The organism is Lactobacillus sp. OTU4228 (genome assembly GCF_001006945.1).
GTDB lineage: Bacteria > Bacillota > Bacilli > Lactobacillales > Lactobacillaceae > Lactobacillus > Lactobacillus amylovorus.
The window spans coordinates 58,441-83,941 of the sequence record NZ_CDLD01000004.1 but is presented as its reverse complement, the minus strand read 5'-3'; the positions used below and the strand labels follow the sequence as shown (position 1 = coordinate 83,941).

At 39.8% G+C, this 25,501-nt stretch carries 17 protein-coding genes and 4 tRNA genes; 2 read left to right on the top strand and 19 right to left on the bottom strand.

Annotated elements, in window-relative coordinates:
- Positions 1–10 precede the first annotated feature (10 nt).
- Positions 11–481 (bottom strand): 30S ribosomal protein S7, encoded by a 471-nt coding sequence (gene rpsG / locus BN1206_RS01105; RefSeq protein ID WP_003549021.1) that lies wholly within the window; start codon positions 479–481, stop codon positions 11–13.
- A gap of 15 nt (positions 482–496) precedes the next feature.
- A complete protein-coding gene (rpsL, locus tag BN1206_RS01100) occupies positions 497–904 on the bottom strand; it encodes a 30S ribosomal protein S12 (RefSeq protein ID WP_013437127.1) in 408 nt (135 codons plus the stop codon).
- A gap of 183 nt (positions 905–1,087) precedes the next feature.
- Between rpsL and BN1206_RS01095 the strand changes: the two genes are divergently transcribed.
- Positions 1,088–1,771: a prepilin peptidase gene (locus tag BN1206_RS01095; protein ID WP_013437126.1), complete on the top strand. Its 684-nt coding sequence runs from the start codon at positions 1,088–1,090 to the stop codon at positions 1,769–1,771.
- 53 nt (positions 1,772–1,824) lie between these two features.
- Here the strand turns inward: BN1206_RS01095 and rpoC are convergent, their stop codons facing one another.
- The 8 genes from rpoC to BN1206_RS01055 form a co-directional block, all read right to left on the bottom strand.
- Positions 1,825–5,478 (bottom strand): DNA-directed RNA polymerase subunit beta', encoded by a 3,654-nt coding sequence (gene rpoC, locus BN1206_RS01090; protein WP_013437125.1) that lies wholly within the window; start codon positions 5,476–5,478, stop codon positions 1,825–1,827.
- 15 nt (positions 5,479–5,493) lie between these two features.
- Positions 5,494–9,135 (bottom strand): DNA-directed RNA polymerase subunit beta, encoded by a 3,642-nt coding sequence (locus BN1206_RS01085; RefSeq protein ID WP_013437124.1) that lies wholly within the window; start codon positions 9,133–9,135, stop codon positions 5,494–5,496.
- 221 nt (positions 9,136–9,356) lie between these two features.
- Positions 9,357–11,846, bottom strand: a complete 2,490-nt coding sequence (locus tag BN1206_RS01080) for an ATP-dependent Clp protease ATP-binding subunit (protein ID WP_013641472.1) — start codon at positions 11,844–11,846, stop codon at positions 9,357–9,359.
- A gap of 106 nt (positions 11,847–11,952) precedes the next feature.
- Positions 11,953–12,408, bottom strand: coding sequence for a GAF domain-containing protein (locus BN1206_RS01075; RefSeq protein WP_013437122.1), 456 nt, complete (start codon positions 12,406–12,408; stop codon positions 11,953–11,955).
- A 76-nt stretch (positions 12,409–12,484) separates the two neighbouring features.
- A tRNA-Pro gene (locus BN1206_RS01070) sits at positions 12,485–12,558 on the bottom strand.
- Between the two features lie 35 nt (positions 12,559–12,593).
- Positions 12,594–12,668: transfer RNA gene (locus tag BN1206_RS01065), tRNA-Gly, on the bottom strand.
- Positions 12,669–12,780: 112 nt separating this feature from the next.
- A tRNA-Gly gene (locus BN1206_RS01060) sits at positions 12,781–12,852 on the bottom strand.
- Between the two features lie 111 nt (positions 12,853–12,963).
- A tRNA-Gly gene (locus tag BN1206_RS01055) sits at positions 12,964–13,038 on the bottom strand.
- A 212-nt stretch (positions 13,039–13,250) separates the two neighbouring features.
- On the opposite strand from BN1206_RS01055, the gene BN1206_RS01050 reads away from it, so the two are divergent.
- Positions 13,251–13,706 carry a GNAT family N-acetyltransferase gene (locus BN1206_RS01050; RefSeq protein WP_022087079.1) on the top strand — a complete coding sequence of 152 codons (456 nt, stop codon included), beginning with the start codon at positions 13,251–13,253 and terminating at the stop codon, positions 13,704–13,706.
- Positions 13,707–13,772: 66 nt separating this feature from the next.
- Here BN1206_RS01050 and lysS read toward each other — a convergent pair whose 3' ends face one another.
- From lysS to mfd, 9 genes are all read right to left on the bottom strand, one after another.
- Positions 13,773–15,323 (bottom strand): lysine--tRNA ligase, encoded by a 1,551-nt coding sequence (lysS, locus tag BN1206_RS01045; RefSeq protein ID WP_013437121.1) that lies wholly within the window; start codon positions 15,321–15,323, stop codon positions 13,773–13,775.
- A 16-nt stretch (positions 15,324–15,339) separates the two neighbouring features.
- On the bottom strand, positions 15,340–16,365 hold the full coding sequence (dusB, locus tag BN1206_RS01040; protein ID WP_013437120.1) for a tRNA dihydrouridine synthase DusB: 1,026 nt from the start codon (positions 16,363–16,365) through the stop codon (positions 15,340–15,342).
- A 79-nt stretch (positions 16,366–16,444) separates the two neighbouring features.
- Positions 16,445–17,335, bottom strand: coding sequence for an Hsp33 family molecular chaperone HslO (gene hslO / locus BN1206_RS01035; protein ID WP_013437119.1), 891 nt, complete (start codon positions 17,333–17,335; stop codon positions 16,445–16,447).
- A 53-nt stretch (positions 17,336–17,388) separates the two neighbouring features.
- Complete coding sequence (gene ftsH, locus BN1206_RS01030; RefSeq protein ID WP_013437118.1) at positions 17,389–19,557, bottom strand: ATP-dependent zinc metalloprotease FtsH; 2,169 nt, start codon at positions 19,555–19,557, stop codon at positions 17,389–17,391.
- A gap of 94 nt (positions 19,558–19,651) precedes the next feature.
- On the bottom strand, positions 19,652–20,896 hold the full coding sequence (gene tilS / locus BN1206_RS01025) for a tRNA lysidine(34) synthetase TilS (RefSeq protein WP_052542801.1): 1,245 nt from the start codon (positions 20,894–20,896) through the stop codon (positions 19,652–19,654).
- A 40-nt stretch (positions 20,897–20,936) separates the two neighbouring features.
- Positions 20,937–21,299, bottom strand: a complete 363-nt coding sequence (locus tag BN1206_RS01020; RefSeq protein ID WP_013437116.1) for a S1 RNA-binding domain-containing protein — start codon at positions 21,297–21,299, stop codon at positions 20,937–20,939.
- On the bottom strand, positions 21,299–21,673 hold the full coding sequence (locus BN1206_RS01015; protein WP_013437115.1) for a septum formation initiator family protein: 375 nt from the start codon (positions 21,671–21,673) through the stop codon (positions 21,299–21,301). The genes BN1206_RS01020 and BN1206_RS01015 overlap by 1 nt, the downstream gene beginning before the upstream one ends.
- Before the next feature lie 74 nt (positions 21,674–21,747).
- Positions 21,748–21,990, bottom strand: coding sequence for an RNA-binding S4 domain-containing protein (locus tag BN1206_RS01010; RefSeq protein WP_011254102.1), 243 nt, complete (start codon positions 21,988–21,990; stop codon positions 21,748–21,750).
- A 15-nt stretch (positions 21,991–22,005) separates the two neighbouring features.
- Positions 22,006–25,500 (bottom strand): transcription-repair coupling factor, encoded by a 3,495-nt coding sequence (gene mfd / locus BN1206_RS01005; RefSeq protein WP_052542781.1) that lies wholly within the window; start codon positions 25,498–25,500, stop codon positions 22,006–22,008.
- Position 25,501: the final 1 nt, after the last annotated feature.

Here is a 25,501-nt window from a genome sequence, read left to right as displayed (position 1 = left end):
AACGAACAAATTAGAAGCGGTAATGTGCAAATGCACGGTTAGCTTCAGCCATACGGTGAACATCTTCACGCTTCTTAACTGCTGAGCCAGTGTTGTTTGAAGCATCGATAATTTCGTTAGCTAAACGTTCATCCATAGTGTGTTCGTTACGTAAACGAGCGTATGAAACAAGCCATCTTAAACCTAAAGTAGTTCTTCTTTCAGGACGTACTTCAACTGGGATTTGGTAGTTTGAACCACCGATACGGCGAGCTCTAACTTCCAAAACTGGCATAACGTTGTTCATAGCTTCTTCAAATACATCAAGTGGTTCCTTACCAGTCTTGTCTTGAACAATGTTGAAAGCATCGTAAAGGATTGAAGATGCCTTAGCTCTCTTACCATCAATCATTAAGTGGTTGATTAACTTGGTAACAAGCTTTGAGTTGTAAACTGGATCTGCTAAAACGTCTCTCTTAGTTACGTGACCTTTTCTAGGCATTATTTAACTCCTCCTTTAATCTTTCTTAGCACCGTACTTAGAACGGCTTTGCTTTCTGCCATCAACACCAGCAGTATCGAGGGCACCACGAACGATGTGGTAACGTACACCAGGAAGGTCCTTTACACGACCACCACGGATTAATACAACTGAGTGTTCTTGCAAGTTGTGGCCTTCACCTGGGATGTAGGCAGTAACTTCGATCAAGTTTGAAAGACGAACACGAGCGTACTTACGCAAAGCTGAGTTAGGCTTCTTTGGAGTCATAGTACCAACACGAGTTGCAACACCACGCATTTGTGGAGCTGGGTTGAATACTGATTCCTTCTTCATACTGTTGTAGCTGTAATTCAAAGCAGGTGACTTTGATTTAGTAACCTTTGAATGACGGCCTTTTCTTACCAATTGGTTAATGGTTGGCATTAATTTTTCCTCCTAAAAATTACTATTTTGTTCACACATCCGGGAGTTTCTTTTTTGACTCACGGATAGACTGTTCAAAACATACAAAGACTATTGTACTCGGTTTTAAACAGAAATCAAACTTTTTCAAAATAAAAAAAGAAAAATCACCTTTTTTGCGTAATAAATAATGAGGTGATTTTTTTGAATTCAATATATTATTTTTTCAATTTTATGATTGGTAGTTGCTTGGCATCCCATGCCCTAGTTATTTATGAGCGCTGGCCCGAGCAAAACACTATCTTTTCTCGTTCTCATTGCAGCAATTGCAAATTTGAGCTTTTGCTTTTAGATGAAATACCAATTTTTTCTTTTTTATTCTTAAAAGGTCGTTGTCGATATTGCCAATCCCCTATTCCTGCAGAATTATTTTTATTTGAAATAATTGGCGGCATTGCTTTCACTACAATTGATTTTAGTAATAAAAATTGCATTTTAACATCAATCTTACTTTTTTCATTACTATTAACTACAATCGCAGATTATAACCAACAAAGTTTTGATTTGCTTTTTCTTGTTCCCGCTGCTGTAATTACTCTCCTATATAATCAATTCGCTAACTACAAGCTAATAGATTGGATTTCTTTTGGCTGCATCACATTTGTTTTAAGTTGGAATATTTTTAAGCAAAAAATGGGATCTGGCGATCTACTCATTTATTTAATAATTGCAAGCTACTTTTCTGTAACTGCAGCTAGCCTTGCTTTACTTGTGGCTTCTTTTCTAGCAATTACCGTTTTTATAATTGAGCAAAACAATAAAAAGCAGAGTTTTCCTTTTTTACCCTATATCTTTATTGGCTTAATCTTCACTCAATTTTTAATATAAAAAAGCGTTTCTACCAATAAGATAGAAACACTTTCTGTTAGATAAAGCTATTTTTACTTAGCCTTGTCCTTTTCTTTCATTTGTTTTTCGATATCAGCAATTGAGTAAACTGAATCTGGCTTCTTTACATCAGCTTCAGGTTCCATGCTGCGGTATACAGGCATACCAGTACCAGCTGGAATAATCTTACCGATAATAACGTTTTCCTTAAGTCCAAGAAGTGGGTCGTTCTTGCCTCTGATTGAAGCATCAGTAAGCACACGAGTAGTTTCCTGGAACGAAGCAGCTGACAAGAAACTGTTAGTTTCCAAAGCGGCCTTAGTAATACCTAAGATTACGCTTTGTGCAGTTGCTGGAATACCACCAGAAATGATTACTTCCTTGTTGCGGTCTCTAAATTGACCGATATCCATTACTTCACCTGGTAAGATGTCAGTTTCACCTGGGTCAAGTACACGTACCTTTTGAAGCATTTGACGAGTCAATACTTCGACGTGCTTATCAGAAATATCTACACCCTGCATTCTGTAGGCCTTTTGAACTTCAGCTAAGATGTACTTTTCAGTAGTCAAAGTATCAGTTACTTGGATCAATTCCTTAGGGTCAACAGAACCAAGAGTCAACTTATCACCACGGTGAACAGTATCGCCTTCAGCTACGGCAACAGAGGCAGTGTAAGGAACACTGTAACTTCTAGTATCAATCTTGCCCTTAACTGTGATTTCACGAGTATGTTCTGCTGGGTTTTCTTGAATTGAATCAACTACACCATCTACTTCAGAAACGGTTGCACGACCCTTAGGGTTACGTGCTTCGAACAATTCTTGAACACGAGGCAAACCTTGAGTAATATCTTCAGCACCGGCAACACCACCGTTGTGGAAAGTTCTCAAAGTAAGCTGAGTACCTGGTTCACCAATTGATTGTGCGGCAACAGTACCAACTGCTTCACCGACCTCAACTTCTTCACCAGTAGCAAGGTTCATACCGTAACACTTGCGACATACACCGTGAGGAGTATCACAGGTAAGAATTGAACGAATCTTAACGTGAGTTACACCAGCATCACAAATCTTGTGAGCCATAGCTTCGTCCATCATGACATCTTTACCAACGATAGCTTCACCGGTCTTTGGATCCTTAACAGTTTCAGCAGTAAAACGACCAAGTAAACGGTCAAATAATGGTTCGATTAATTCGTCACCTTCCATGATGGCGCTAACTGTAATACCACGATCAGTACCACAATCGTCTTCACGGATAATAACATCCTGAGCAACATCAACCAAACGACGAGTCAAGTAACCTGACTGAGCAGTCTTCAAAGCAGTATCAGTCATACCTTTACGAGCACCGTGAGTGGACATGAACAATTCAAGCACAGACAAACCTTCCTTGAAGTTTGAGGTAACTGGAATTTCGAACAAACCACCGTTTGGAGTAGCCATCAAACCACGCATACCGGCTAACTGAGTAAAGTTAGAAATGTTACCACGGGCACCTGAGTCGGCCATGATTGAAATTGGGTTGCGAGGTGAGTGAATTTGAGCAATTTCGTTTTGGATTTCATCCTTACATGCATTCCAAATACTAATTACTCGATCGTGACGTTCTTGTTCAGTAATTAAACCACGTCTGAATTGCTTAGAAACAATATCAACTTGCTTACGTGCCTTAGCTACCTTTTCATCCTTATCGTGGATTTCAGGAACGTCGTTCATACCAATAGTAATACCTGAAGTAGTTGAACTAGTATAACCTAACTTCTTCAAGTCATCCAAGTATTCTGAAGTTCTTTGAACCTTGTAGTACTTGTAGATAGTAGCAATAGAATCTGATAAGAAGCTACTCTTGAATGGACTAGCAATCAAATAATCGGCAACTTTATCGATTCTGTCCTTAATGTCTTCACCTTCGTCTAAGAAGTACTTAGCATCCAATGGATTGTTCAAATTCTTCTCAGTTGGTTCATTGATGTAGAAGTAGTCATCTGGGAACAATTGGTTGAAGACGATCTTACCATAAGTGGTAATGAAGATACCGTGTTCATGTCCCTTAGGCCATGGCTTCTTAGGCATAGAATCTGCTGACATACCAATAATAGTATGGTAGTGAATGTCACCATTTTCGTAAGCTACAGTTGCTTCTGCTGGTGAACTGAAGATCATGCCTTCACCTTCACGACCACGTTCAGCTTGAGTTAACCAGTAGTTACCCAAAACGATATCCTGTGATGGAGTAACGATTGGCTTACCATCCTTAGGAGCCAAGATGTGGTGAGCTGCAAGCATAAGCAAACGTGATTCAGCAACAGCTTCATCTGAAAGTGGAACGTGGATGGCCATCTGGTCACCATCGAAGTCGGCGTTGTAAGCTTCACAAGCTAATGGGTGAAGTCTGATTGACTTACCTGATACCAAAACTGGTTCAAAGGCTTGGATACTCAAACGGTGAAGAGTAGGGGCACGGTTCAAAAGAACTGGACGTTCCTTAATAACATCTTCAAGTACATCCCAGATATCGTCATCTTCACGATCGATCTTACGCTTAGCATTCTTAATGTTAGAAGCAATACCACGCTTAACCAATTCGTGCATTACAAATGGTTTGAACAATTCCAAAGCCATTGGACGAGGAACACCACATTGATAGAACTTCAATTTTGGTGAAACATCGATAACTGAACGACCTGAGTAGTCTACACGCTTACCAAGCAAGTTTTGACGGAAACGACCTTGCTTACCTTTAAGCATGTGTGAAAGTGACTTAAGTGGACGGTTACCTGGTCCTACAACTGGACGACCACGACGACCGTTGTCAATTAAAGCATCAACAGCTTCTTGAAGCATACGCTTTTCGTTTTGAACGATGATGTTTGGAGCGTTCAAATCAAGCAATCTCTTCAAACGGTTATTACGGTTAATAACACGTCTGTACAAATCGTTCAAATCTGAAGTTGCGAAACGTCCACCTTCAAGTTGAACCATTGGACGAAGATCTGGTGGGATAACTGGAACAGCATCCATAACCATCCATTCAGGCTTGTTGCCTGAGTTCTTGAATGCATCCAAAATATCCAAACGTCTGATTGCACGAGTACGCTTTTGACCAGTTGCAGTTTGAAGTTCTTTCTTCAAATCCTTAACTTCTTTGTCAAGGTCAACCTTCTTAAGCAAATCACGGATAGCTTCAGCACCCATTTTAGCTACAAAGCGATTACCGTATTTTGCCTTTTGTTCACGATATTCAGCTTCAGTTAATAATTGCTTAGGTTCAAGATCAGTATCACCTGGGTCAATTACGATGTATGCAGCAAAGTAAATTACTTCTTCAAGCAATCTTGGAGAAATATCCAATACCAAACCCATTCTTGATGGAATACCTTTGAAGTACCAAATATGAGTTACAGGAGCTGCTAATTCGATGTGACCCATACGTTCTCTTCTTACCTTTGAAGAAGTAACTTCAACGCCACAACGATCACAAACTATGCCGCGGTATCTAACACCCTTGTACTTACCACAAGCACATGACCAATCTTTTGTTGGTCCAAAAATTCTTTCATCAAACAAGCCATCTTTTTCAGGCTTTAAAGTACGGTAGTTGATGGTCTCTGGCTTCTTAACTTCACCATATGACCAGCTTCTGATCTTGTTAGGTGATGCAAGACCAATTTGCATACTTTCAAACTTATTTACGTCGATCAAAAGTTTAACCTCCTACTATTTAGAAACTTTACCGTCAGATTTGTCTGCAGGAGCTGCTGGCTTGTCTGCAGTCTTTTCGTCATCTTTTTTATCTTCTGATTTTTCAGTTTCTTCGGCTAACTTCTTCTTTTCTTGTTCTTCTGCCATGCGTGACAATGTATCGATATTCAAGTGTTCACTTGATTCTCCATCCATATCACGAAGTTCAATTTCCTTGTGGTTCATATCAAGAACACGAATGTCCAAACCTAATGATTGAAGTTCCTTAACAAGAACACGGAATGATTCAGGTACACCTGGCTTAGGAATTCTTTCGCCCTTAACGATAGCTTCATATGCTCTTACACGACCAACAACGTCATCTGACTTGTAAGTCAAGATTTCTTGTAATGTGTAAGCAGCACCGTAAGCTTCAAGAGCCCAAACTTCCATTTCACCGAAACGCTGACCACCGAATTGAGCTTTACCACCCAAAGGTTGTTGAGTAACCAATGAGTAAGGCCCGATTGAACGAGCGTGGATCTTGTCGTCAACCATGTGAGTAAGTTTCAAGTAGTGCATGACACCAACTGATACACGGTTGTGGAATGGTTCACCGGTACGACCATCGTAAATAACAGTCTTACCGTCTTTATCAACACCAGCTTGACGAACAGTATCCCAAACATCGTTTTCGTTTGCACCATCAAATACTGGAGTTGCAACGTGAATACCTAATTGACGGGCAGCAGCACCCAAGTGCAATTCAAGAAGCTGTCCAATGTTCATACGTGATGGAACACCCATTGGGTTCAAACAAATGTCTACTGGAGTACCATCTGGAAGGTATGGCATATCTTCTTCTGGAACAACTGCGGCAACAGTACCCTTGTTACCGTGACGACCAGACATCTTGTCACCAACTTGGATCTTTCTCTTTTGGGCAATGTAGACACGAACCATAGTGTTTACACCTGGAGAAAGTTCGTCGCCGGCTTCACGAGTATAAACCTTAACGTCTTGAACGATACCGCCACCACCGTGTGGTACACGAAGTGAAGTATCACGAACTTCACGAGCCTTTTCACCAAAGATAGCGTGAAGTAATCTTTCTTCAGCAGATAATTCGGTTACACCCTTAGGAGTTACCTTACCTACCAAAATGTCGCCATCGTGAACTTCTGCACCGACACGAACGATACCATCGGCATCAAGATCCTTCAATGCATCTTCACCAATGTTAGGCAATTCTCTAGTGATTTCTTCAGGACCAAGCTTAGTATCACGAGCTTCTGATTCGTAGTCTTCGATACTAATTGAAGTGTAGACATCATCCTTAACCAAACGTTCTGAAAGCATGATAGCATCTTCGTAGTTATACATGTTCCAAGTCATAAATGCGATCAATGGGTTTTGACCTAAAGCAAGTTCGCCGTGATCCATAGTTGGACCGTTAGCAATAACATCGCTTACGTCAACGTGATCACCTAATTTAACATTAGGAGTTTGGTTGTATGACTTAGAGTTGTTTGAACGACGGTACTTTTCAAGAGTGTACTTGTCTAAGGTGCCATCTTCACGTCTAATACGGATTTCGTTGGCATCAACGTATTCAACAGTACCTGCAGCCTTAGCAATTAAAGCGGCACCTGAATCGTGAGCTGCACGATATTCCATACCAGTACCAACAAGTGAACCATGTGGGTTGATCAAAGGAGCAGCCTGACGTTGCTGGTTGGCACCCATCAAAGCACGGTTGGAGTCATCGTTTTCAAGGAATGGAATACATGCTGAAGCAACTGAAACAACTTGCTTAGGAATAACGTCCATGTAGTCAATCTTGTCTGGAGTAACTTCGACGTTATCTTCCTTTTGACGAGCCAAAATAATGTTTTCCTTAAATGAACCATCGTCATTCAAAGGAGTGTTAGCACCGGCAATGATGTAGTTATCTTCTTCATCAGCAGTCAAGTAGTCGATCTTGTCAGTTACCTTGTGAGTATCCCAAGAAACACGACGGTATGGAGTTTCAATGAAACCATACTTGTTAATGATTGCATATGAAGCAAGTGAGTTGATCAAACCAATGTTAGGACCTTCAGGTGTTTCAATAGGACACAAACGACCATAGTGAGTATAGTGAACGTCACGAACTTCATATCCGGCACGGTCACGAGTCAAACCACCAGGCCCTAAAGCTGACATACGACGCTTGTGGGTCAATTCACCTAATGGGTTGTGTTGGTCCATGAACTGTGAAAGTTGTGATGAACCGAAGAATTCCTTGATACTTGCAACAATTGGACGAATGTTGATCAATTGTTGTGGAGTAACAGTTGATGGATCTTGGATTGACATTCTTTCACGAACAACACGTTCCATTCTTGCTAAACCAATTCTGAATTGGTTTTGAAGAAGTTCACCAACACGACGAATACGACGGTTACCCAAGTGGTCGATATCATCAGTAGTACCGATCTTGTCTTGCAATGCAAAGAAGTAGTTGATTGAAGCCAAAACATCAGCTGGAGTTAAGTGCTTAACATCTGCAGCAATATGACCGTTAGACATCAACTTAACTTCACGTTCAGGGTCAACCTTTGAGTAAACCTTAATTTCTTGAACAGTAATAGGATCCGGCAATACACCTTCCTTTGAAGGTTGGTAAGTTACCATCTTGAAGTCATCACGATCAAGGTATGGAGCAAGCTTGTCCATTACTTCGTGGTTAACAACAGTATCCTTTTTAGCAATGATTTCACCAGTATCTGGATCAGCCAAAGTTTCAGCTAAAGTTTGACCGTACAAACGGTTCTTAAGTGAAAGCTTCTTGTTGATCTTGTAACGACCAACTGGTGCCAAGTCGTAACGACGTGGATCAAAGAAACGGGCATATAGCAATGAACGTGATGAATCAGTAGTCTTTGGTTCACCTGGACGAAGTCTTTCGTAAATGTCCTTCAAAGCTTCAGCTACACGTGAGTCAGCTGGGTTCTTGTGAACATCCTTGTCCAAAGTAAATTGCAAAGTATCGCTTTGACCAAACATATCAATAATGTCACTGTCAGAGCTAATACCCATTGCTCTAATCAAAACTGTAAGTGGCAACTTACGAGTACGGTCAACACGAACAAATGAAACATTCTTAGCATCAGTTTCATATTCAAGCCAAGCACCACGGTTAGGAATAACAGTAGTACCAAAGATTTGACGACCGTTCTTGTCGTAGTCGCCAGTGTAATATACACCAGGAGATCTTACTAATTGAGAAACGATAACTCTTTCAGCACCATTAACGATGAATGAACCTGATTCAGTCATCAATGGTAAATCGCCAAAGAATACATCTTGAGTCTTAATTTCACCAGTTTCTTGGTTAGTAAGCTTCAAAGTAACGTGCATTGGTGCAGCATAAGTTGCATCGTGATCACGAGCTTCATCAACTGTGTACTTAGGCTTTTGAAGCTTGTAGCCAACATATTCTAATGAAAGCTTACCTGAGAAGTCACTAATAGGCATAATGTCGTCAAAGACTTCTTTAATGCCTTTATCAAGAAACCACTTATATGATTCGGTTTGAACATCGGTCAAGTTTGGCAGCTTCAATACTTCCTTAATTCGGGAAAAACTGCGTCTAGTTCGATGCTTACCGTAGTTCACTACGTGTCCATTTAACAAGGAAAAACATCCTTTCTGTCTAAGAAAGCAAATATTACATTTCTGTTACAAATTCAAAAAACCGCAATTTTAGGCATAAAAAAGACAAAAACAACGTATGTCGTTTTTGTCAATATCATTTTGCTGGACAATAGATCAGCAAAATCCTGAATCTCAGTTTTTTTAAATCAGCAAAAATTATATGTTATTTTCGGTAAACTGTCAAGGTTAAATGCCTATTACTACTTGACTTTTTCCAATTTTTTGGTAGCTTTAGCAATTTCAAATTTTAACTTGCCATGTTGACTGCCAATCTTCAAAGTATCACCTTTTTGAACTTCACCAGTTATCAACATTTCAGCCACTTTATCTTCAATGTCATTTTGAATTGCTCTTTTAAGAGGACGTGCTCCGTTTTCTGGATCATAACCATCTTGAACAATCTTGTCCAAAGCAGCACGAGAAAGCTTAAGCGTAATACCCTTCTTTTGCAAACGTTCAACCAATTTGTGAGTAAGCAAAGTAACAATGCTACGCAATTGCTTCTTATCCAATTCATCGAAGACAATTGTTTCATCAATTCTGTTCAAAAATTCTGGACGGAAGAATTGCTTGATTGCTTGTTCAACCTTGCTTTGTCTTTCCTTAGCTTGATCTGCATTGTCAGCATTAAAGCCAACTGCGTTTTGATCAAACAATGAACGTGAACCTAAGTTAGAGGTCATGATGATAATAGTATTTCTAAAGTCGACTTTTCTACCCTTAGAATCGGTCAAAAATCCTTCATCAAGGACTTGTAAAAGCAAGTTAAATACATCTGGGTGGGCTTTTTCTACTTCATCAAGCAAAACTACTGAGTATGGGTGACGACGAACTTGTTCTGAAAGTTGACCACCTTCTTCATAGCCAACGTAGCCAGGAGCCGAACCAATCAACTTGCTTGAAGCAATTTGATCCATATATTCAGACATATCGAGTCTGATCATGTTGTCTTCTGAATCAAACATTGCTGCAGCAACTGACTTAGCAAGTTCAGTTTTACCTACACCTGTTGGTCCTAAGAATAAGAATGAACCAATTGGACGATGTTCATCCTTAATTCCACTTCTACTACGACGAATAGCGCGAGCAACTGCAGAAACAGCCTTGTCTTGGCCGATAACACGCTTGTGCAAGAGGCTCTCCAGGTTAGCCAATTGACGTGTTTCGTTACGCTTCATTTGGGTAACTGGCACACCAGTCCAATCTGAAACAACCTTAGCGATGTCTTCAGGCTCAACGATTGCACTTGCACTTACCTTAGAATGCAAAGTATCGATCAACTTTTCACGTTGTGCTTGCAAGTTATTTTGTTCATCTTGCAATTGAGCAGCCTTAACAAAATTTTGACTTGCAGCAGCTTCATTCTTTTGATCGATCAAATTCTTAATCTTATCGTTGATTTGCACTAATTTGTCATTAGAGCCGACATTATTGCGGATCTTTACTGCTGCACTAGCTTCATCGACTAAGTCAATCGCCTTGTCTGGTAAAAATCTGTCAGAAATGTAACGACTTGATAAATCAACAGCGTCTTCAAGGCTAGCTTCAGGAATAGCTACGTGGTGGAACTTTTCATATTTTGGCTTTAAGCCTTGTAAAATAGCCAATGCTTCTTTTCTTGAAGGTTCGTTAAGACGAACTTGTTGGAAACGACGAGCCAAAGCTTGATCTTTTTCAATGTACTTTTGATATTCATCAAAAGTAGTTGCACCAATCATTTGGATATCACCACGAGCAAGTGATGGCTTCAAAATATTAGAAGCATCGATTGCACCTTCGGCACCACCAGCACCAATCAAGGTATGCATTTCATCAACAAACAAGATGACCTTGCCGTCTTTTGCGATTTCATCCAAGATCTTCTTCATTCGATCTTCGAATTCACCACGGTACTTAGTGCCGGCAACCAAGTTACCCATATTCAGTGCCATGACACGCTTATCAAGTAAATCTTCTGGCACCTTTTTCTTAACGATTTCTGTGGCAATTGCTTCAGCTACGGCAGTCTTACCAACACCTGGTTCACCAACCAAAACTGGGTTGTTCTTAGTACGACGAGAAAGAATTTGAATTACACGTTCAATTTCTTTAGAACGACCGATAACTGGATCGATAGCTCCTTCGCGTGAACGTTGATTCAAGTTAATTGCAATCTTATCCAAGGTAGGTGTTGTACTTGCCTTACGTTTCTTTTGTGCTGGTGCTGAGGATGTATTATTGTTGCCTAACCAGTTAGCTGAATCCGCAAAATCTTGGTCTTGTGCCAAACTATCAATTGCATCTTGACGCAAACGACCAATATCAACATTCAAATTCTTTAAAATTATTGCTGATAAGACTTGTTCACTAGCAGTTATTCCTAGCAAAACATGGTTAGTTTGAATTTCCTTGTATCCACCTTGATCCGCTTGTCTCTTAGCGTAGTCTAGTGCCAAGCTCAAACGAGGTGACATTTCCATATAACTAGCTTTAGGTGCTGAACCGTAACCGGTGTAGCGCTCAATTTCTTCACGCACAGCAGTAGGAGTTAAGCCCCATGAACGAAGTATCTTCCCTGCTTCACCGTCTGTTTCAATTACTAAAGCCAATAAAACGTGTTCTGTTCCGATTAAGCGATGATGGAAATTCTGTGCTTGTTCACGTGCAATTTCCAATACTTGATTAACGCTTTTACTATATGAGTTTTCCATACAAACACCACCCCTTTAAAATACGTTATGGTATTTTACTTTTATTTTGTCAGTAAGTAAAATAATTTAACTTATCTCCGTGATCATTATGATCAAAAACGCGCAATTAATCAAAAATTGCGGCGGCAATTTCAGTTAAATATTTTTGATCTGTTTCATCAAAATTTTTTAGCTTAGTAGAATCAAAATCGAAAACGCCCCATAATTTTTCATCCTTAAAAATAGGCACGACGATTTCAGAATTCGAAGCACTGTCGCAAGCGATGTGACCAGCAAATTCATGGACGTTGGGCACAATTTGCGTTTTTTCTTCCTTAGCTGCTGTTCCGCAAACGCCTTTACCCATTTGAATATGCACACAAGCTGGCATCCCTTGGAATGGGCCTAAAATCAACTCGCCGTTTTCAAAGCGATAAACACCAGCAAAATTAACATTATTAAGCGAATTAAACAAAAGCGCAGATAAATTAGCAGTATTGGCAATCCAGTCATCTTCGCCATCAACTAGTGCCTTTGCCTGCTGCACTAACAATTCATAATTTTCTTTCGTAGTAGCTGTCATTCTCATGTCCCCTATAGTTTTAGTGTGTATTATAGCAAAAAGAAAAAAGCTGTCTATTAAGACAGCTTAAATATAATCGGGAAAACGCGATTTGAACGCGCGACCTCTACGTCCCGAACGTAGCGCTCTACCAAACTGAGCTATTTCCCGAAAAAAAGACTCACCATTCGGTGAGCCTTCTATCTTGGAGCGGAAGACGGGATTCGAACCCGCGACCCCCACCATGGCAAGGTGATGTTCTACCACTGAACTACTTCCGCACAACAGTTATTATTATAGCAAATACATTTTTCATTGCAAGGTATTTTGCCAAAAAAGATAAATTTATTTTAGGCACAAAAAAAGCTCACATTCGTGAGCTCTTCATCTTAGAGCGGAAGACGGGATTCGAACCCGCGACCCCCACCATGGCAAGGTGATGTTCTACCACTGAACTACTTCCGCGACAACAGGTATTATTATAGCAAATACATTTTTCTTTGCAATACCTTTTTATCAAAAAAGATAAATTTATTTTAGGCACAAAAAAAGCTCACATTCGTGAGCTCCTCATCTTGGAGCGGAAGACGGGATTCGAACCCGCGACCCCCACCATGGCAAGGTGATGTTCTACCACTGAACTACTTCCGCGATACAAAAAGTATTATAGCAAAGATTATTCTCTTTGCAAATACTTTTTGAAAAAATATTACTTATCTGTTTTTAACTAAGTTAATTTTAGTTATTGTACCGAATTAAAAAAATTGCTACAATATCTTCAATTTAATTAAAGGAGATTTCACATGAGATTACGTACTATTGCTTTCTAAATCAAAATCTTAATATTAGGAAGCGAGAAAAACATGCCAAAATTTAATATCAGAGAATATCAACCAAACGATTATGCTGAAGTATGCCGCATTCACGACGTTAGTCGTAAAGAAGAGCTAACAATTGGTGGTGCGGAAAAATACTTCATACCTTTAGAGACAGCTCCATATAAGGATGATTTTTTCTCCTGCAAAATTTATGTAGCTTATGATGCTGACAGCATATTGGGCTTCGTTGCAGTTCATCCCCAAGAACTGGATTACATTTATGTAGATCCAATTCATCAAAATAAAGGTATCGGGTATGCTTTAGCAACGACAGCTTTGAGGTACATGAGTCGACCAGTTAGTCTTGACGTATTTGCAGAAAATACTAAGGCCAAAAAGCTTTACAAAAAATTAGGCTTTAAGTGTCAAGAAGTTAGATATCAGCAATGGGATTTAAATGATCCTAAAAAATACTCTGATGAAAAATTGATTCTCAATTAAAAAATACATAAACAAAAACTCTTATCCATGCTTAAAACATAGATAAGAGTTTTTTAATTTATAAGATTACTTGTTTTCTTTATTCTTCTTTTCCATATCAGCCTTAACTTCAGCTTCTACGCTTTCAACACGTTCTGGACGCATTGTTGGGAACAAAAGAACATCACGAATAGCTGGAGCATCAGTCAAAAGCATTACCAAACGGTCAATACCGATACCCAAACCACCTGTAGGTGGCATACCGTATTCCATAGCACGAAGGTAATCTTCATCGATCATGTCAGCTTCGTCGTTACCTGCTTCACGTTCTTCCATTTGAGCTTCGAAACGTTCACGTTGGTCGTCAGGATCGTTCAATTCTGAGAAGGCGTTACCGTATTCTTCACCCATGATGTAAATTTCGAAACGATCAGTAAATCTTGGATCGTCAGCATTCTTCTTAGCAAGTGGTGAGATTTCTACTGGGTGACCGTAAACGAAGGTTGGGTCAACAATAGTTTCTTCACAGTACTTTTCAAAGAAGGCGTTAATAATGTGACCAACTTTCCAGAACTTTTCAACGTGGATGTCGTGGTCTTCCGCAATCTTAGTTGCTTCTTCAAGAGTCATTGGCTTCCAGAAGTCAACGCCAGTCTTTTCCTTGATCAAGTCAACCATGTGAACGCGACGGAATGGCTTGCCTAAGTCAATGTCAGTACCTTGGTAAGTGATCTTACCGTCATCTGAAACAACCTTAGCTGCAGCACGGATAATACCTTCAGCTTCATCCATAACATCGTGGTAGTCCCAGTATGCTGCGTAACTTTCAAGTTCAGTAAATTCTGGGTTGTGGTGAGTGTCCAAACCTTCGTTTCTGAATACACGGCCGATTTCGTAAACACGTTCCATATCACCAACAATCAAACGCTTAAGTGGAAGTTCCAAAGCAATTCTCATGTAAAGGTTAATATCCAAAGCGTTGTGGTGAGTAATGAATGGACGAGCTTCAGCACCACCAGGAATGTTGTGAAGTACTGGAGTTTCAACCTCCAAGAAGTTTTGACCATTTAAGTAGTCACGAATAGCTTGAATGATTTGAGTACGGTGAACAAAGCGCATGTAGCTGTCACGGTTAGTGATCAAATCAAGGTAACGTTGACGGTAAATTGCTTCAACATCCTTCAAGCCGTGGTACTTGTCTGGTAAAGGACGAAGAGCCTTGGACAAGAATGTTACGTGAAGAGCTCTAATAGTAAGCTCGCCAGTATCGGTTTTCATAACTTCACCATCGATACCTAAGAAGTCACCGATATCTGATTTCTTGAAGATCTTGTAGTTGTCTTCACCAACGATGTCTTTACGTACGTAAATTTGAATCTTGCCAGTACGGTCGTAAAGGTCAGCGAAACCCACCTTACCCTTACCACGCTTAGCAAGCATACGACCAGCAATTTTGGTCTTAGGCATGTCATCGTTTAATTCATCTTTATCTTCTTTGCCATACTTTTCTTCTAAAGTACTTGCTAAATCTTGACGATCAAATTTTCTTTGGCCAAATGGTTCAATTCCATTTTCGCGCATTTCGTCCATCTTTTGGCGACGAACTCTTAATTGATCGTTCATTTCATTCTTTGCCAATTTATCTTTCCTCCATTTATTTGTTCTTTTTCGCGCGCCGTGCAACACGAGCTTCTTCTCTTTTTTCGTATTCATCTACAAAGTTATCAAGCAAGTCATACACTTCTTGACGCGTCCAGACCTCATTTATTTTAGCACGAGTACGGGCCGAACGGGGAATTCCCTTTAAATAGTATGCAGCTTGTTGACGAAATTCAGGAACTGCCCGCTTTTCGCCGTGAATTTTAATCAATCCTTCAAGCTGATGCTTAGCTGTTTCAACTTTTTCACGCACAGTTTGTGGTGGCAAAGTTTCACCAGTCTCTAAATAATGTACCATATCCTGCAAAATCCAAGGATTACCTAGTGCGGCACGTCCTACCATCACTGCAGTACAACCAATTTCATCTAGAGCCTTCTTAGCAAGCTCAGGGGTTCTGATATCGCCGTTTGCTACGAATGGTACATCCAAAACTTGGGCAACATCATGCAAAACTCCCCAATCAGCTTCACCTTGATACATTTGCTTTCTAGTTCTACCATGCATTGCAATCATGCTGGCACCTGCTTCTTGAGCAGCCAATGCATTTTCTACGGCAAAAATATGCTTGCGATCCCAACCAATTCTCATTTTAACAGAAACTGGTTTTTGCACATTCTGTACCACGGCATGAACCATTTGATAAATCTTATTAGAATCAAGAAGCCATTTAGATCCTGCATCAGTTTTAGTAACTTTAGGTACAGGACAACCCATGTTGATATCAATGATATCAGCATCAGTATGTTGATCAACGTATTGAGCAGCTTGTAGCAATGTTTCTTCGGTCCCTCCGAAGATTTGAATACTCATTGGGTGTTCTCTTGGGTCAACATCCATCATGCTCAAAGTTTTCTTATTTCGATAAATAATCCCATGATCTGAGATCATTTCGCAGACAACCAGCCCAGCTCCGAATTCCTTACATACAACGCGGAATGCTGAGTTTGAAACTCCCGCCATCGGCGCAACAACAACTCGGTTTGGAATGGTGATATCGCGAATTTTCCAGCTGTTATCCACCAAATCATCCTTTCAAAATACCCTATTATAATATCAAAAAAGCCCCAGAGGATAAAACCTTAGGACTTTTTAATTAAAATTAATAATCTTTGTCGTCTTTTTTCTTGGCTAAAATTTCTTTCAATTCATCTTCAGTGTAGTGATATTTGTTGCCACAGAAGTTGCAAGTAAGTTCAGCACCGTGATCTTCATCGATCATAGCTTTTAATTGTGAGGACTTCAAGGTTTCAAGGATTCCAGCGTACTTTTTCTTTGAACAGTCACAGCTGAATGCGACGTCGTCTTTTTCAAGGATCTTGCAGTCAGTACCTAAAATCTTGTGGGCCAAATCTTCTGGAGTCATTCCGTCTAAGAATGAAGTTGAAAGAGCTGGTAATTCATCGATGCGCTTGATAGTTTGATCAATCAAGGCATCACTTGCACCTGGTAAAGCTTGAAGCATAAATCCGCCGGCTTCACCGATTGAATTATTTGGATTTACAAAAACAGACAAACCAACGGCTGATGGAATTTGTTCTGACTTAGTAAGGTAGTATGCAAAGTCTTCGGCAATTTCACCAGAAACGATTGGCACTTGACCAGTGTAAGGTTCCTTTAAGCCGAGGTCCTTAGTAACTTCAAACCAACCTTGACCAACAGCCTTTTTAACATCAATGTGACCATTCTTCTTAGGTGGCAAAGCAATGTGTGGGTTCTTTACATAGCCCTTAACAGTTAAATCAGACTTGGCAGTTACAATTGTTGGGCCAACTGGACCGTTGCCTAACAATCTAACAGTTAATTCTTCTTTATCAGTAAGTTCGGCACCTGCCAAAAGCAATGAACCTACTAAAGTACGACCAAGTACTGCTGCAGATGCTGACCATAAATCATGACGCTTTTGGGCTTCGCTTACCACACCTTTAGCAGTAATTGTTAGTAAACGTAAATTCTTAGTTTTATCAATTGATTTTACTAAATAATCATTCATCATTTATCCTTCTCTCTAAAAAAATAGAGCCTTTTTCAGGCCCTACTTTTTATTTAATTATCTTTGTGCTCATCGTCTTCTGCAGGTGAATCTGTCTTAGTTGAATCAGTGTTTTGATTCTTTTCAGGATTTTCTGCATTGTGTTCTTCAACTTCATGATTCTTTTCTGATGGAGTTTCCAAAGCATCCTTTTCTTGATCAGCTAAAGCTTGATCTGAATCTTTCTTTTCTGCCTTTTCAACTTCACGCTTTTCTGCAGCGGCTTTAGCCTCTTCGTAAGTTGAAGCCTTTGATTCGCTTGGATATTCGCTTTCGTACTTTTCAGGCATCTTACCAGTCTTGTACAAAGACATGATTTGCTTTTCGTCCAAAGTTTCGTATTTAAGCAAAGCTTCCGCAATAATTCTGTGCTTTTCTTTGTTTTCTTTTACGATTTCTAAGGCCTTAGCATGAGCTTCATCCAAGATCTTCTTGACAGCTTCATCAATCTTAGCAGAAGTTGCTTCACTGTATGGCTTGAATCCGTAAGGATTGGTTTCGCCTTCTTTTTCAAGCTCAACCATACCTAAGGAGTCAGTCATACCGTAGTTAACAACCATGCTATGAGCAATTGCTGTAGCTTGTTCAAAGTCGTTTGAAGCACCGGTTGATTTATCACCAATGGTTGCTTCTTCACCAGCACGACCACCCATTAAACCAACAATTTGTTCAAATAATTGTTTCTTAGTCAAAATGAATTGATCGTCTTTTGGAAGCATGATGTTGTAACCACCAGCACGACCACGTGGCACGATAGTTACTTTACGTACAGTTCTTGAATCGCTTAAGACCAAACCACAGATTGAGTGTCCAGCTTCGTGGAAAGCAACTCTACGTCTTTCGGGTTCTGCAATCAAGCGGTCCTTCTTAGCTGGACCAGCGATTACACGGTCTTCAGCTTCATCAATATCTGAAGCAGTAATTTCGGTACCGTTTCTACGAGCAGCTACCAAAGCAGCTTCGTTCAAAACGTTAGCTAAGTCAGCACCTACAAAACCAGGTGTTTGACGAGCAATTTCCTTCAAGTCAACGTCTGGAGCAAGTGGCTTGTTCTTGGCATGTACCTTCAAAATAGCTTCACGACCACGAACGTCAGGACGACCAACCAAAACCTTACGGTCGAAACGACCAGGACGAAGCAAGGCTGGGTCCAAAACGTCTGAACGGTTAGTAGCGGCAATGACGATTACGCCTTCGTCGCCTTCAAAACCATCCATTTCAACCAATAATTGGTTCAAAGTTTGTTCACGTTCATCGTTGCCACCACCGGTGCCGTTACCACGACGACGACCAATGGCATCAATTTCATCGATAAAGATGATACTTGGTGCATTCTTCTTAGCGTTGTTGAACAAGTCACGTACACGACTAGCACCAACACCAACAAACATTTCAACGAAGTCTGAACCTGAGATTGAGTAGAATGGTACGTTAGCTTCACCAGCTACGGCACGAGCAAGCAAAGTTTTACCAGTACCGGGAGGACCCTCAAGTAAAACACCGGATGGGATTCTAGCACCCAATTTAGTGTATTTCGATGGGTCTTTTAAGAATTCAACAACTTCGACCAATTCTTGCTTTTCTTCTTCTTCACCAGCTACGTCAGAGAAACGGACCTTATTCTTAGAAGGATCCTCTGGTTTAACATGTGAGCGACCGAAGTTCATAATTCCGCCGCTGCCACCACGACCAGCACCGCTTTGGTTCATCATCATCCAAAGCATGACGATAAATAAAACAGTTGGCACAAGCATGACAATGGTTGAAATCCAATTGCCTGATTGTGATTCTCCCTGAGTAGTCATCCGAGCATTACTCTTTTGTGCCAAGTTCTGCACATTAGAAACTGTCGAATCATTTTGTAACATGGTAGTAGAGAAGTTAGACACTTTTCTACTTGAGTTATTACTAAAGAAATCAAAACTATTATTTGATTGATTCTTTGTTGTTTGTGCATTCTTGTAACTACCTGTAACAGTGTAGACACCATTAGCAGGTTGAACACTAAAGTTTTTAACTTTGCCTTGGCGTAAATCCTTAACAAATTGGGAGTAGCTGATATTTTCACTACCGCCTCCATTGTTAGAACCGCCGAGTGCCCAGTTGATTCCCCATAGGAGTAGAAGGAACACAACTATATAGAAAAGGCCATTTGAAAGTAGCCTATTCCGGTTATTCTTCATAAAAAACCTCCGCAAAGTCTTCAAGTTATACGTTTAAAATTCTATCACAAAATATGTTGCGACCACTAATATTTTCAACTATTTTGAAGACTTTTTAACATTTATATAAAAAATACTGTTTACCGTTTTCAATCCAATTTTGATTTTGATATGCCACTTCGACAAAAACTGGTTCATCATCTGCATAAATAGTTAGACATAGTGGTCGTAAAGATAATGGAACAGCATGTTCCGCAAATTTTTTCTTTGCTTTGGTTCTTTGACCATCTTGAAGCAAAAGTTTTGCCCCAGGAATCAGTGACCCTGCACTAAAATCCGCTTTTTCTTCAAACCAAAAATCACCTATTTCTGCCTTATCTTTTGCTTTTTGATCAGTTAATACAAATGTCACACCTTGAAAAGCAAACGGAATATTCAATTGAATCGGATAAGGAACGATCATATTTATTTTTGCTTTTTTAGTCAAATAAAAATAGCCCTGATACTCAATTACGGCAAAATTACCTAAATTTTTATTAACGCGGCGGTGGAATTTTTCCCAGATATTCTTCTGCCAAAAAATATTTCGCTCATTTTCTGGTAAAGCAGTTAATTTTTCACTTTTAATGCGATATGCCTGCCCCAAAAAGGGAGTCAATTGACCAATGTCGTCTACTTTTTGGTCAATAAATTCATCTAAATTAGTCATTTTCTTGCTATAGTTCAAAGCATTCGCAATTAAAGCAGGATTTTCTTTTTTTAGTAGCGGAACAACATGGTGGCGCAGTCGATTGCGCATGGTTTCATCCTCGTTGTTAGTCGAATCCGTGATAAACTCAATGCCATTTTTTCGATCATACTCAAACAGTTCTTGCTTGCTATAAGCCAAAAGTGGCCTAAGTAGGGAAACTCCATGCATTACCCCTACTGCTTGCAAGCTATTCATTTCTTCGGGATTGCCCGAGCGAATAAACTTAAGCAAAATATTCTCTAGCAAATCATCACCATGATGGGCCGTTAACAAATAATCTGCCTTTTCTTTCTTAGCTATTTGAGTCAAAAAAGCATAGCGTGCATCCCTCGCCGCTGCCTCAATCCCTGCAGCCGGATGCTCATCTTTTGCCCACACTGCCGTAAACAGCGGAATATCGTACTTCTTGCAATACTCCTGCAAAATCTTAGTCTCGTTTTTACTATCGCTGCGCAATTGATGATCAAAATGAGCCGCAATTACCTGCACCTTCATCTTCTGCAACATATCGAGTAAGGCCATCGAATCCGGCCCCGCACTTGCCGCTACCAAGAATTTTTTATTATTCAGCTCGATGCCGTTATCTTCAAAAAAATCATTAATCTTCATAAATTTACCTAACAAAAAATGGCCCACTACAGGCCATTTCCTAATTTTCAGTTAACACTTGCTTTAACTTGGCAATTTCTTTTTTGGCATCTTTAGCCGTCTTATTTAGAACTTGATCAAATTCAGCAGGCTTTACATCTGAAAATTGATTATCATGATCAATTAACTTCGGATCATTCACACGAGTAATCGACAAATTAAATCTGCCCTTATGAATATGAACGACAACTACGCGGACTTCTTGTCCAACCTTGTATTGCCGTCTTTCTCTTGGCCAATTATTGCCAAAATCACCATGGTGAACTAATCCTGAATGCTTATTTGGCAAAGTAACGAAAATTCCTAAGTCAGTAATATTGTTAATTACTCCCGTTACTCGATTGCCAGCTTGGTATCTTTCCATTAATTATCGTTTCCTTCGTGGACGTTATAAATCTTCTCATTATTTTTAGAGTAATAGAACTTATAACGAATTAGCTTTGCAACATAATTTGGATCCTTTAGATCCTGTCTTTTCGTTGTCAACTCGCGATCTTTAGCTTTCACTTGAGCTAAAGTTTGTTTTTCAGCTTCAACTTGGTTATTTATTCGTCCAGTTTGAGAAATCTTAATTGCAATTTGTACGCCTAATACAACAAAGATAATTGCAAAAACAGCAATTATTCTGTTCAATCTTACGCGATGCACTTCTTTTTCTCTTTTAGCCTGTTTACGTTTTAAACGCGCCCTTTGCTCTTCTGGACTCATCGAATTATAAATACGTGGACCATGATTCATTTTTGTTAATCCCCTATTGCTTGTTACTGTAAATGCAATTAAGTTAAGTATAACAGCGACTCACTTAAAAGTCATTAATCAACTAATTCGTAAAGTTCGCTTGCTTCAGCCTTTTTAGTAGTCTCACGAATATTCAAAACCTTGGCTTTAATAACTCTAGCACCGTAGCCAATTTCAATAATGTCATCAATTTTAACATCATAACTTGACTTAACGACACGACCATTAACCTTGATTCTGCCTTGGTCTGCCATTTCCTTAGCTACAGTTCTTCTTTTAACTAATCTTGAAACTTTCAAAAATTTATCAATTCTCATTTTTATTCCTCGCAATTATCTTTGTACAATATTGCTTGCTGCCTGCAAGAATGTGGCTAATTCATTGAATAAAACACGATTCTTCATTTCATCAGGCATTTGCAGCAATACTACCATCCGTTTTTCTTGATTCATGCTAATACGGGCTTTCATATTCACGTGTTCAAGTGCCTTGAAGATATTAGGTCCTTCTAATTCACGTGAAGCCGCATTATTGAATTCAACTTTAATTTTATCGCCAGTTTTAAGGACAGTCAGCACTTGCGCCAAATCTGCATCAACCTTTAAACCAGCAACCGCCAACAAGTTCTCTACTGCTGTAGGATAATCACCGAAACGATCAATTAATTCGTCTTCAATTTTATCCAACTCATCTTGATCGGCAACAGCTTTAATCTTCTTATAGAATTCGATCTTTTCTTCCTGATCGCCAATATATGAATCAGGAATATATACTTCAAGCTTAAGATCGATTTCAGCATTCGACTTCTTAACGGCCTTTTTGCCCTTACGTTCTTTAATAGCATCACTCAACATTTGTGAGTACAAGTCATAGCCAACACTATCGATAAAGCCGTGCTGCTGGGCACCTAGCATGTTGCCGGCACCTCTGATTGATAAATCACGCATGGCAATCTTGAAACCTGACCCAAGTTCAGTAAAGTCGCGAATCGCATCTAGCCGCTTTTCACCAACTTCAGTCAAAACCTTATTTGGTTGGTAAAGGAAATAGGCATAAGCCAATCTGGCACTTCTACCAATTCGACCACGCAATTGATACAGCTGACTCAAGCCATAGTGATCGGCATCTTCAATGATCATAGTATTAACGTTAGGCATATCAATACCAGTTTCAATGATCGTGGTCGTTACCAAAATATCAAATTCACGATTCAAAAAACGATACAGAATATCTTCCAGCTGGTTCTGACTCATTCTGCCGTGTGCACTAGCGATCCGGGCATTTGGAATCAACTGCTGCAACTTTTCAACCGTTTCGTCGATGTCGCTAATTCGGTTGTGTAAATAAAAGACTTGACCGCCACGCTTCATTTCTCTTAGACAGGCATCCTTGATTACGCTAGGAATTTGTTCCATGACGTAAGTTTGAATTGGATATCTATTTTGTGGTGGAGTTTCCATAACTGATAAATCACGTACCCCAACCATTGACATGTGCAACGTACGTGGAATTGGCGTAGCCGTCAGCGTCAAAACATCGATATTTGCCTTTAATTGCTTTAACTTTTCCTTGTGTTTAACACCAAAGCGCTGCTCTTCATCAACAATTAACAGACCCAAGTCCTTGAAATGCACATCTTTAGACAAAAGCCGGTGAGTTCCCACAACTATGTCGATTTTGCCATCTTCAAGTCCTTCGATGATCTCTTTTGATTCAGCCGGAGTTTGAAAACGTGACAACATCGCCGTGTTTACTGGGAAATCCTTAAACCGATCCTGAATTGTCTCATAGTGCTGCTGAGCCAAAATAGTCGTAGGTACCAAAAAGGCAACCTGCTTATTATCTTGAATTGCCTTAAAAGCAGCCCGCAAAGCAACTTCAGTTTTACCAAAACCAACGTCCCCAACTAGCAAACGATCCATTGGCTTCGGCTTTTCCATATCTTCTTTAATTTCCTTAATTGAACGCAACTGGTCAGGCGTTTCAGGGTATGGAAAGGCATCATCGAATTGGCGCTGCAAGTCATCATCTGGTGAAAAGGCAAAACCTTTTTCAGATTCACGTTTAGCATAAAGTTCGATCAAATCATCGGCAATATCTTCAACCTTAGATTGAACTTTCCGCTTGGTTTTAGCCCATTCGCTACCACCTAGTTTGTTAATATGTGGCGTCTTGCCCTCTGAACCAACGTATTTTTGAACCAAGCTCAATTGATCCGCTGGCACGAAAAGCTGGTCGCCATGCTGGTAAGTAATGGTGATGTAGTCTCGTTTTACGCCATTATTTTCGAGAGTCTTAATTCCTTCAAAACGGCCAATACCGTGATTGACGTGAACAACGTAGTCGCCAGGTTTAAGTTCGGTATAATTACGCAATCTTTGCGCGTTTTCCAAGGTCTTAATTCGTTTTTTACGTTGCGGACGCTTATTAAATAGTTCTCGTTCAGTTAAATAAACTAATTTAACCGTTGGTAAAGAAAAGCCGCTGGCATAGCCACCAACCATGATTTGAGCTCTGCCTTCAACTAATTCGTCTTCACCGACAATTGGCAAATTAAGGCCAAAATCAGCCATTGTTTGATCAATCTGTCTAGCTCTTTTATCATTGTCGGCTTGCAAGACAACCGTTTGACCAGACTTTTGGTAGGATTCAAGTTCTGATTTAATCAACGGCATTTGACTAAAGAATTGTTCCGGCTCACGCGTTTGCCAGTTGAGCATCTGTCCTAAACGCAAGCGTCCCATGCTTCTTTGGAAAAGTGAGAAGTAAATCCGATGATGCTTATCTTTACTTAAAACATCATCAAAATCAGACCGCAATTCTTGATGTGACAACATTGCGCCAGTTTTTAGTTCATCACTAATAAATGCCGCATTTTGCTTATCCACGTCTTCAACTGCTTGCTTAATCAATGGCAAATCATCCAATAAAATTTCACCATTTTTAGGCAAATATTCTAATAAGCTGCTTGGCTTTTCAATTAAGTAGTCGACCAAAAAGGCGTAATTATCCGGCAACCCGCCATCTTCAAGATTATCGAGCGCTACTGCAAAGTGATCTTTTACAGCCTTAGCTGGTGCAGGTGCATCGACCATATCCTTTTTAATTTTTTCCGCTGCATTAAAAATTGCATCCTTGGCAAAAACGCGGTCTTGCGCAGCAGCCACCGTTACCTGCTCAATTTCTTTTTGACTCCGTTGACTTGCCAAGTCAAATTCCTTGATAGTATCAATTTCATCGCCAAAGAATTCGATTCTGACCGGATTTTCACGATCTAGTGGATAAATATCCAAGATATCACCACGAATGGCAAATTCACCAGGACGGGCTACCAATGCCTCTTTTTTATAGCCAGCACCAACTAACCAATTATTCAGTTCGGTTAATTCATATTCTTTTTCTGGTGCAAATTCTCGCCGTGCCTTGGCAAAATCTGCCGGCGACGACAATTTATACTGCAATCCCTGTGGTGTGGTTACCACAATGCCTGGTTTACCGCTCAATAAAAAATTCAAAGATTGGATTCGGCTGCTTAATTCGTCTGGTGAACTAACCGCAGTTTGCGTAGCAATGGTTGCATCGACTGGAAAATAATGGGCAGCATCGTCTTCCAAAATTGAGTTTAATTCACCATATAGGTTCTGGGCCTTGCTTTCATTTTCTTCAATTAAAATTAAAGGCGCATTTGGCTCAGAAACAATTTGCTTTAAGAGTAGACTAAAAGCACCGGCATTAGCGCCAGTGATTAGTGAGTTTTTTACTTGTTTTGTTTTTGCAATAAAATTATTTAAATCTTGATCTTGTTTAAGTATTTCTGTTAAACGCATT

What these genes read in the sequence shown, in the direction of transcription:
- BN1206_RS01010 (WP_011254102.1), bottom strand. Translation starts at nt 21,990, where the DNA reads ATGAGAATTGATAAATTTTTGAAAGTTTCAAGATTAGTTAAAAGAAGA.
- rpsL (WP_013437127.1), bottom strand. Translation starts at nt 904, where the DNA reads ATGCCAACCATTAACCAATTGGTAAGAAAAGGCCGTCATTCAAAGGTT.
- BN1206_RS01080 (WP_013641472.1), bottom strand. Translation starts at nt 11,846, where the DNA reads ATGGAAAACTCATATAGTAAAAGCGTTAATCAAGTATTGGAAATTGCA.
- ftsH (WP_013437118.1), bottom strand. Translation starts at nt 19,557, where the DNA reads ATGAAGAATAACCGGAATAGGCTACTTTCAAATGGCCTTTTCTATATA.
- BN1206_RS01015 (WP_013437115.1), bottom strand. Translation starts at nt 21,673, where the DNA reads ATGAATCATGGTCCACGTATTTATAATTCGATGAGTCCAGAAGAGCAA.
- mfd (WP_052542781.1), bottom strand. Translation starts at nt 25,500, where the DNA reads ATGCGTTTAACAGAAATACTTAAACAAGATCAAGATTTAAATAATTTT.
- BN1206_RS01075 (WP_013437122.1), bottom strand. Translation starts at nt 12,408, where the DNA reads ATGACAGCTACTACGAAAGAAAATTATGAATTGTTAGTGCAGCAGGCA.
- tilS (WP_052542801.1), bottom strand. Translation starts at nt 20,896, where the DNA reads ATGAAGATTAATGATTTTTTTGAAGATAACGGCATCGAGCTGAATAAT.
- BN1206_RS01050 (WP_022087079.1), top strand. Translation starts at nt 13,251, where the DNA reads ATGCCAAAATTTAATATCAGAGAATATCAACCAAACGATTATGCTGAA.
- rpsG (WP_003549021.1), bottom strand. Translation starts at nt 481, where the DNA reads ATGCCTAGAAAAGGTCACGTAACTAAGAGAGACGTTTTAGCAGATCCA.
- hslO (WP_013437119.1), bottom strand. Translation starts at nt 17,335, where the DNA reads ATGAATGATTATTTAGTAAAATCAATTGATAAAACTAAGAATTTACGT.
- BN1206_RS01020 (WP_013437116.1), bottom strand. Translation starts at nt 21,299, where the DNA reads ATGGAAAGATACCAAGCTGGCAATCGAGTAACGGGAGTAATTAACAAT.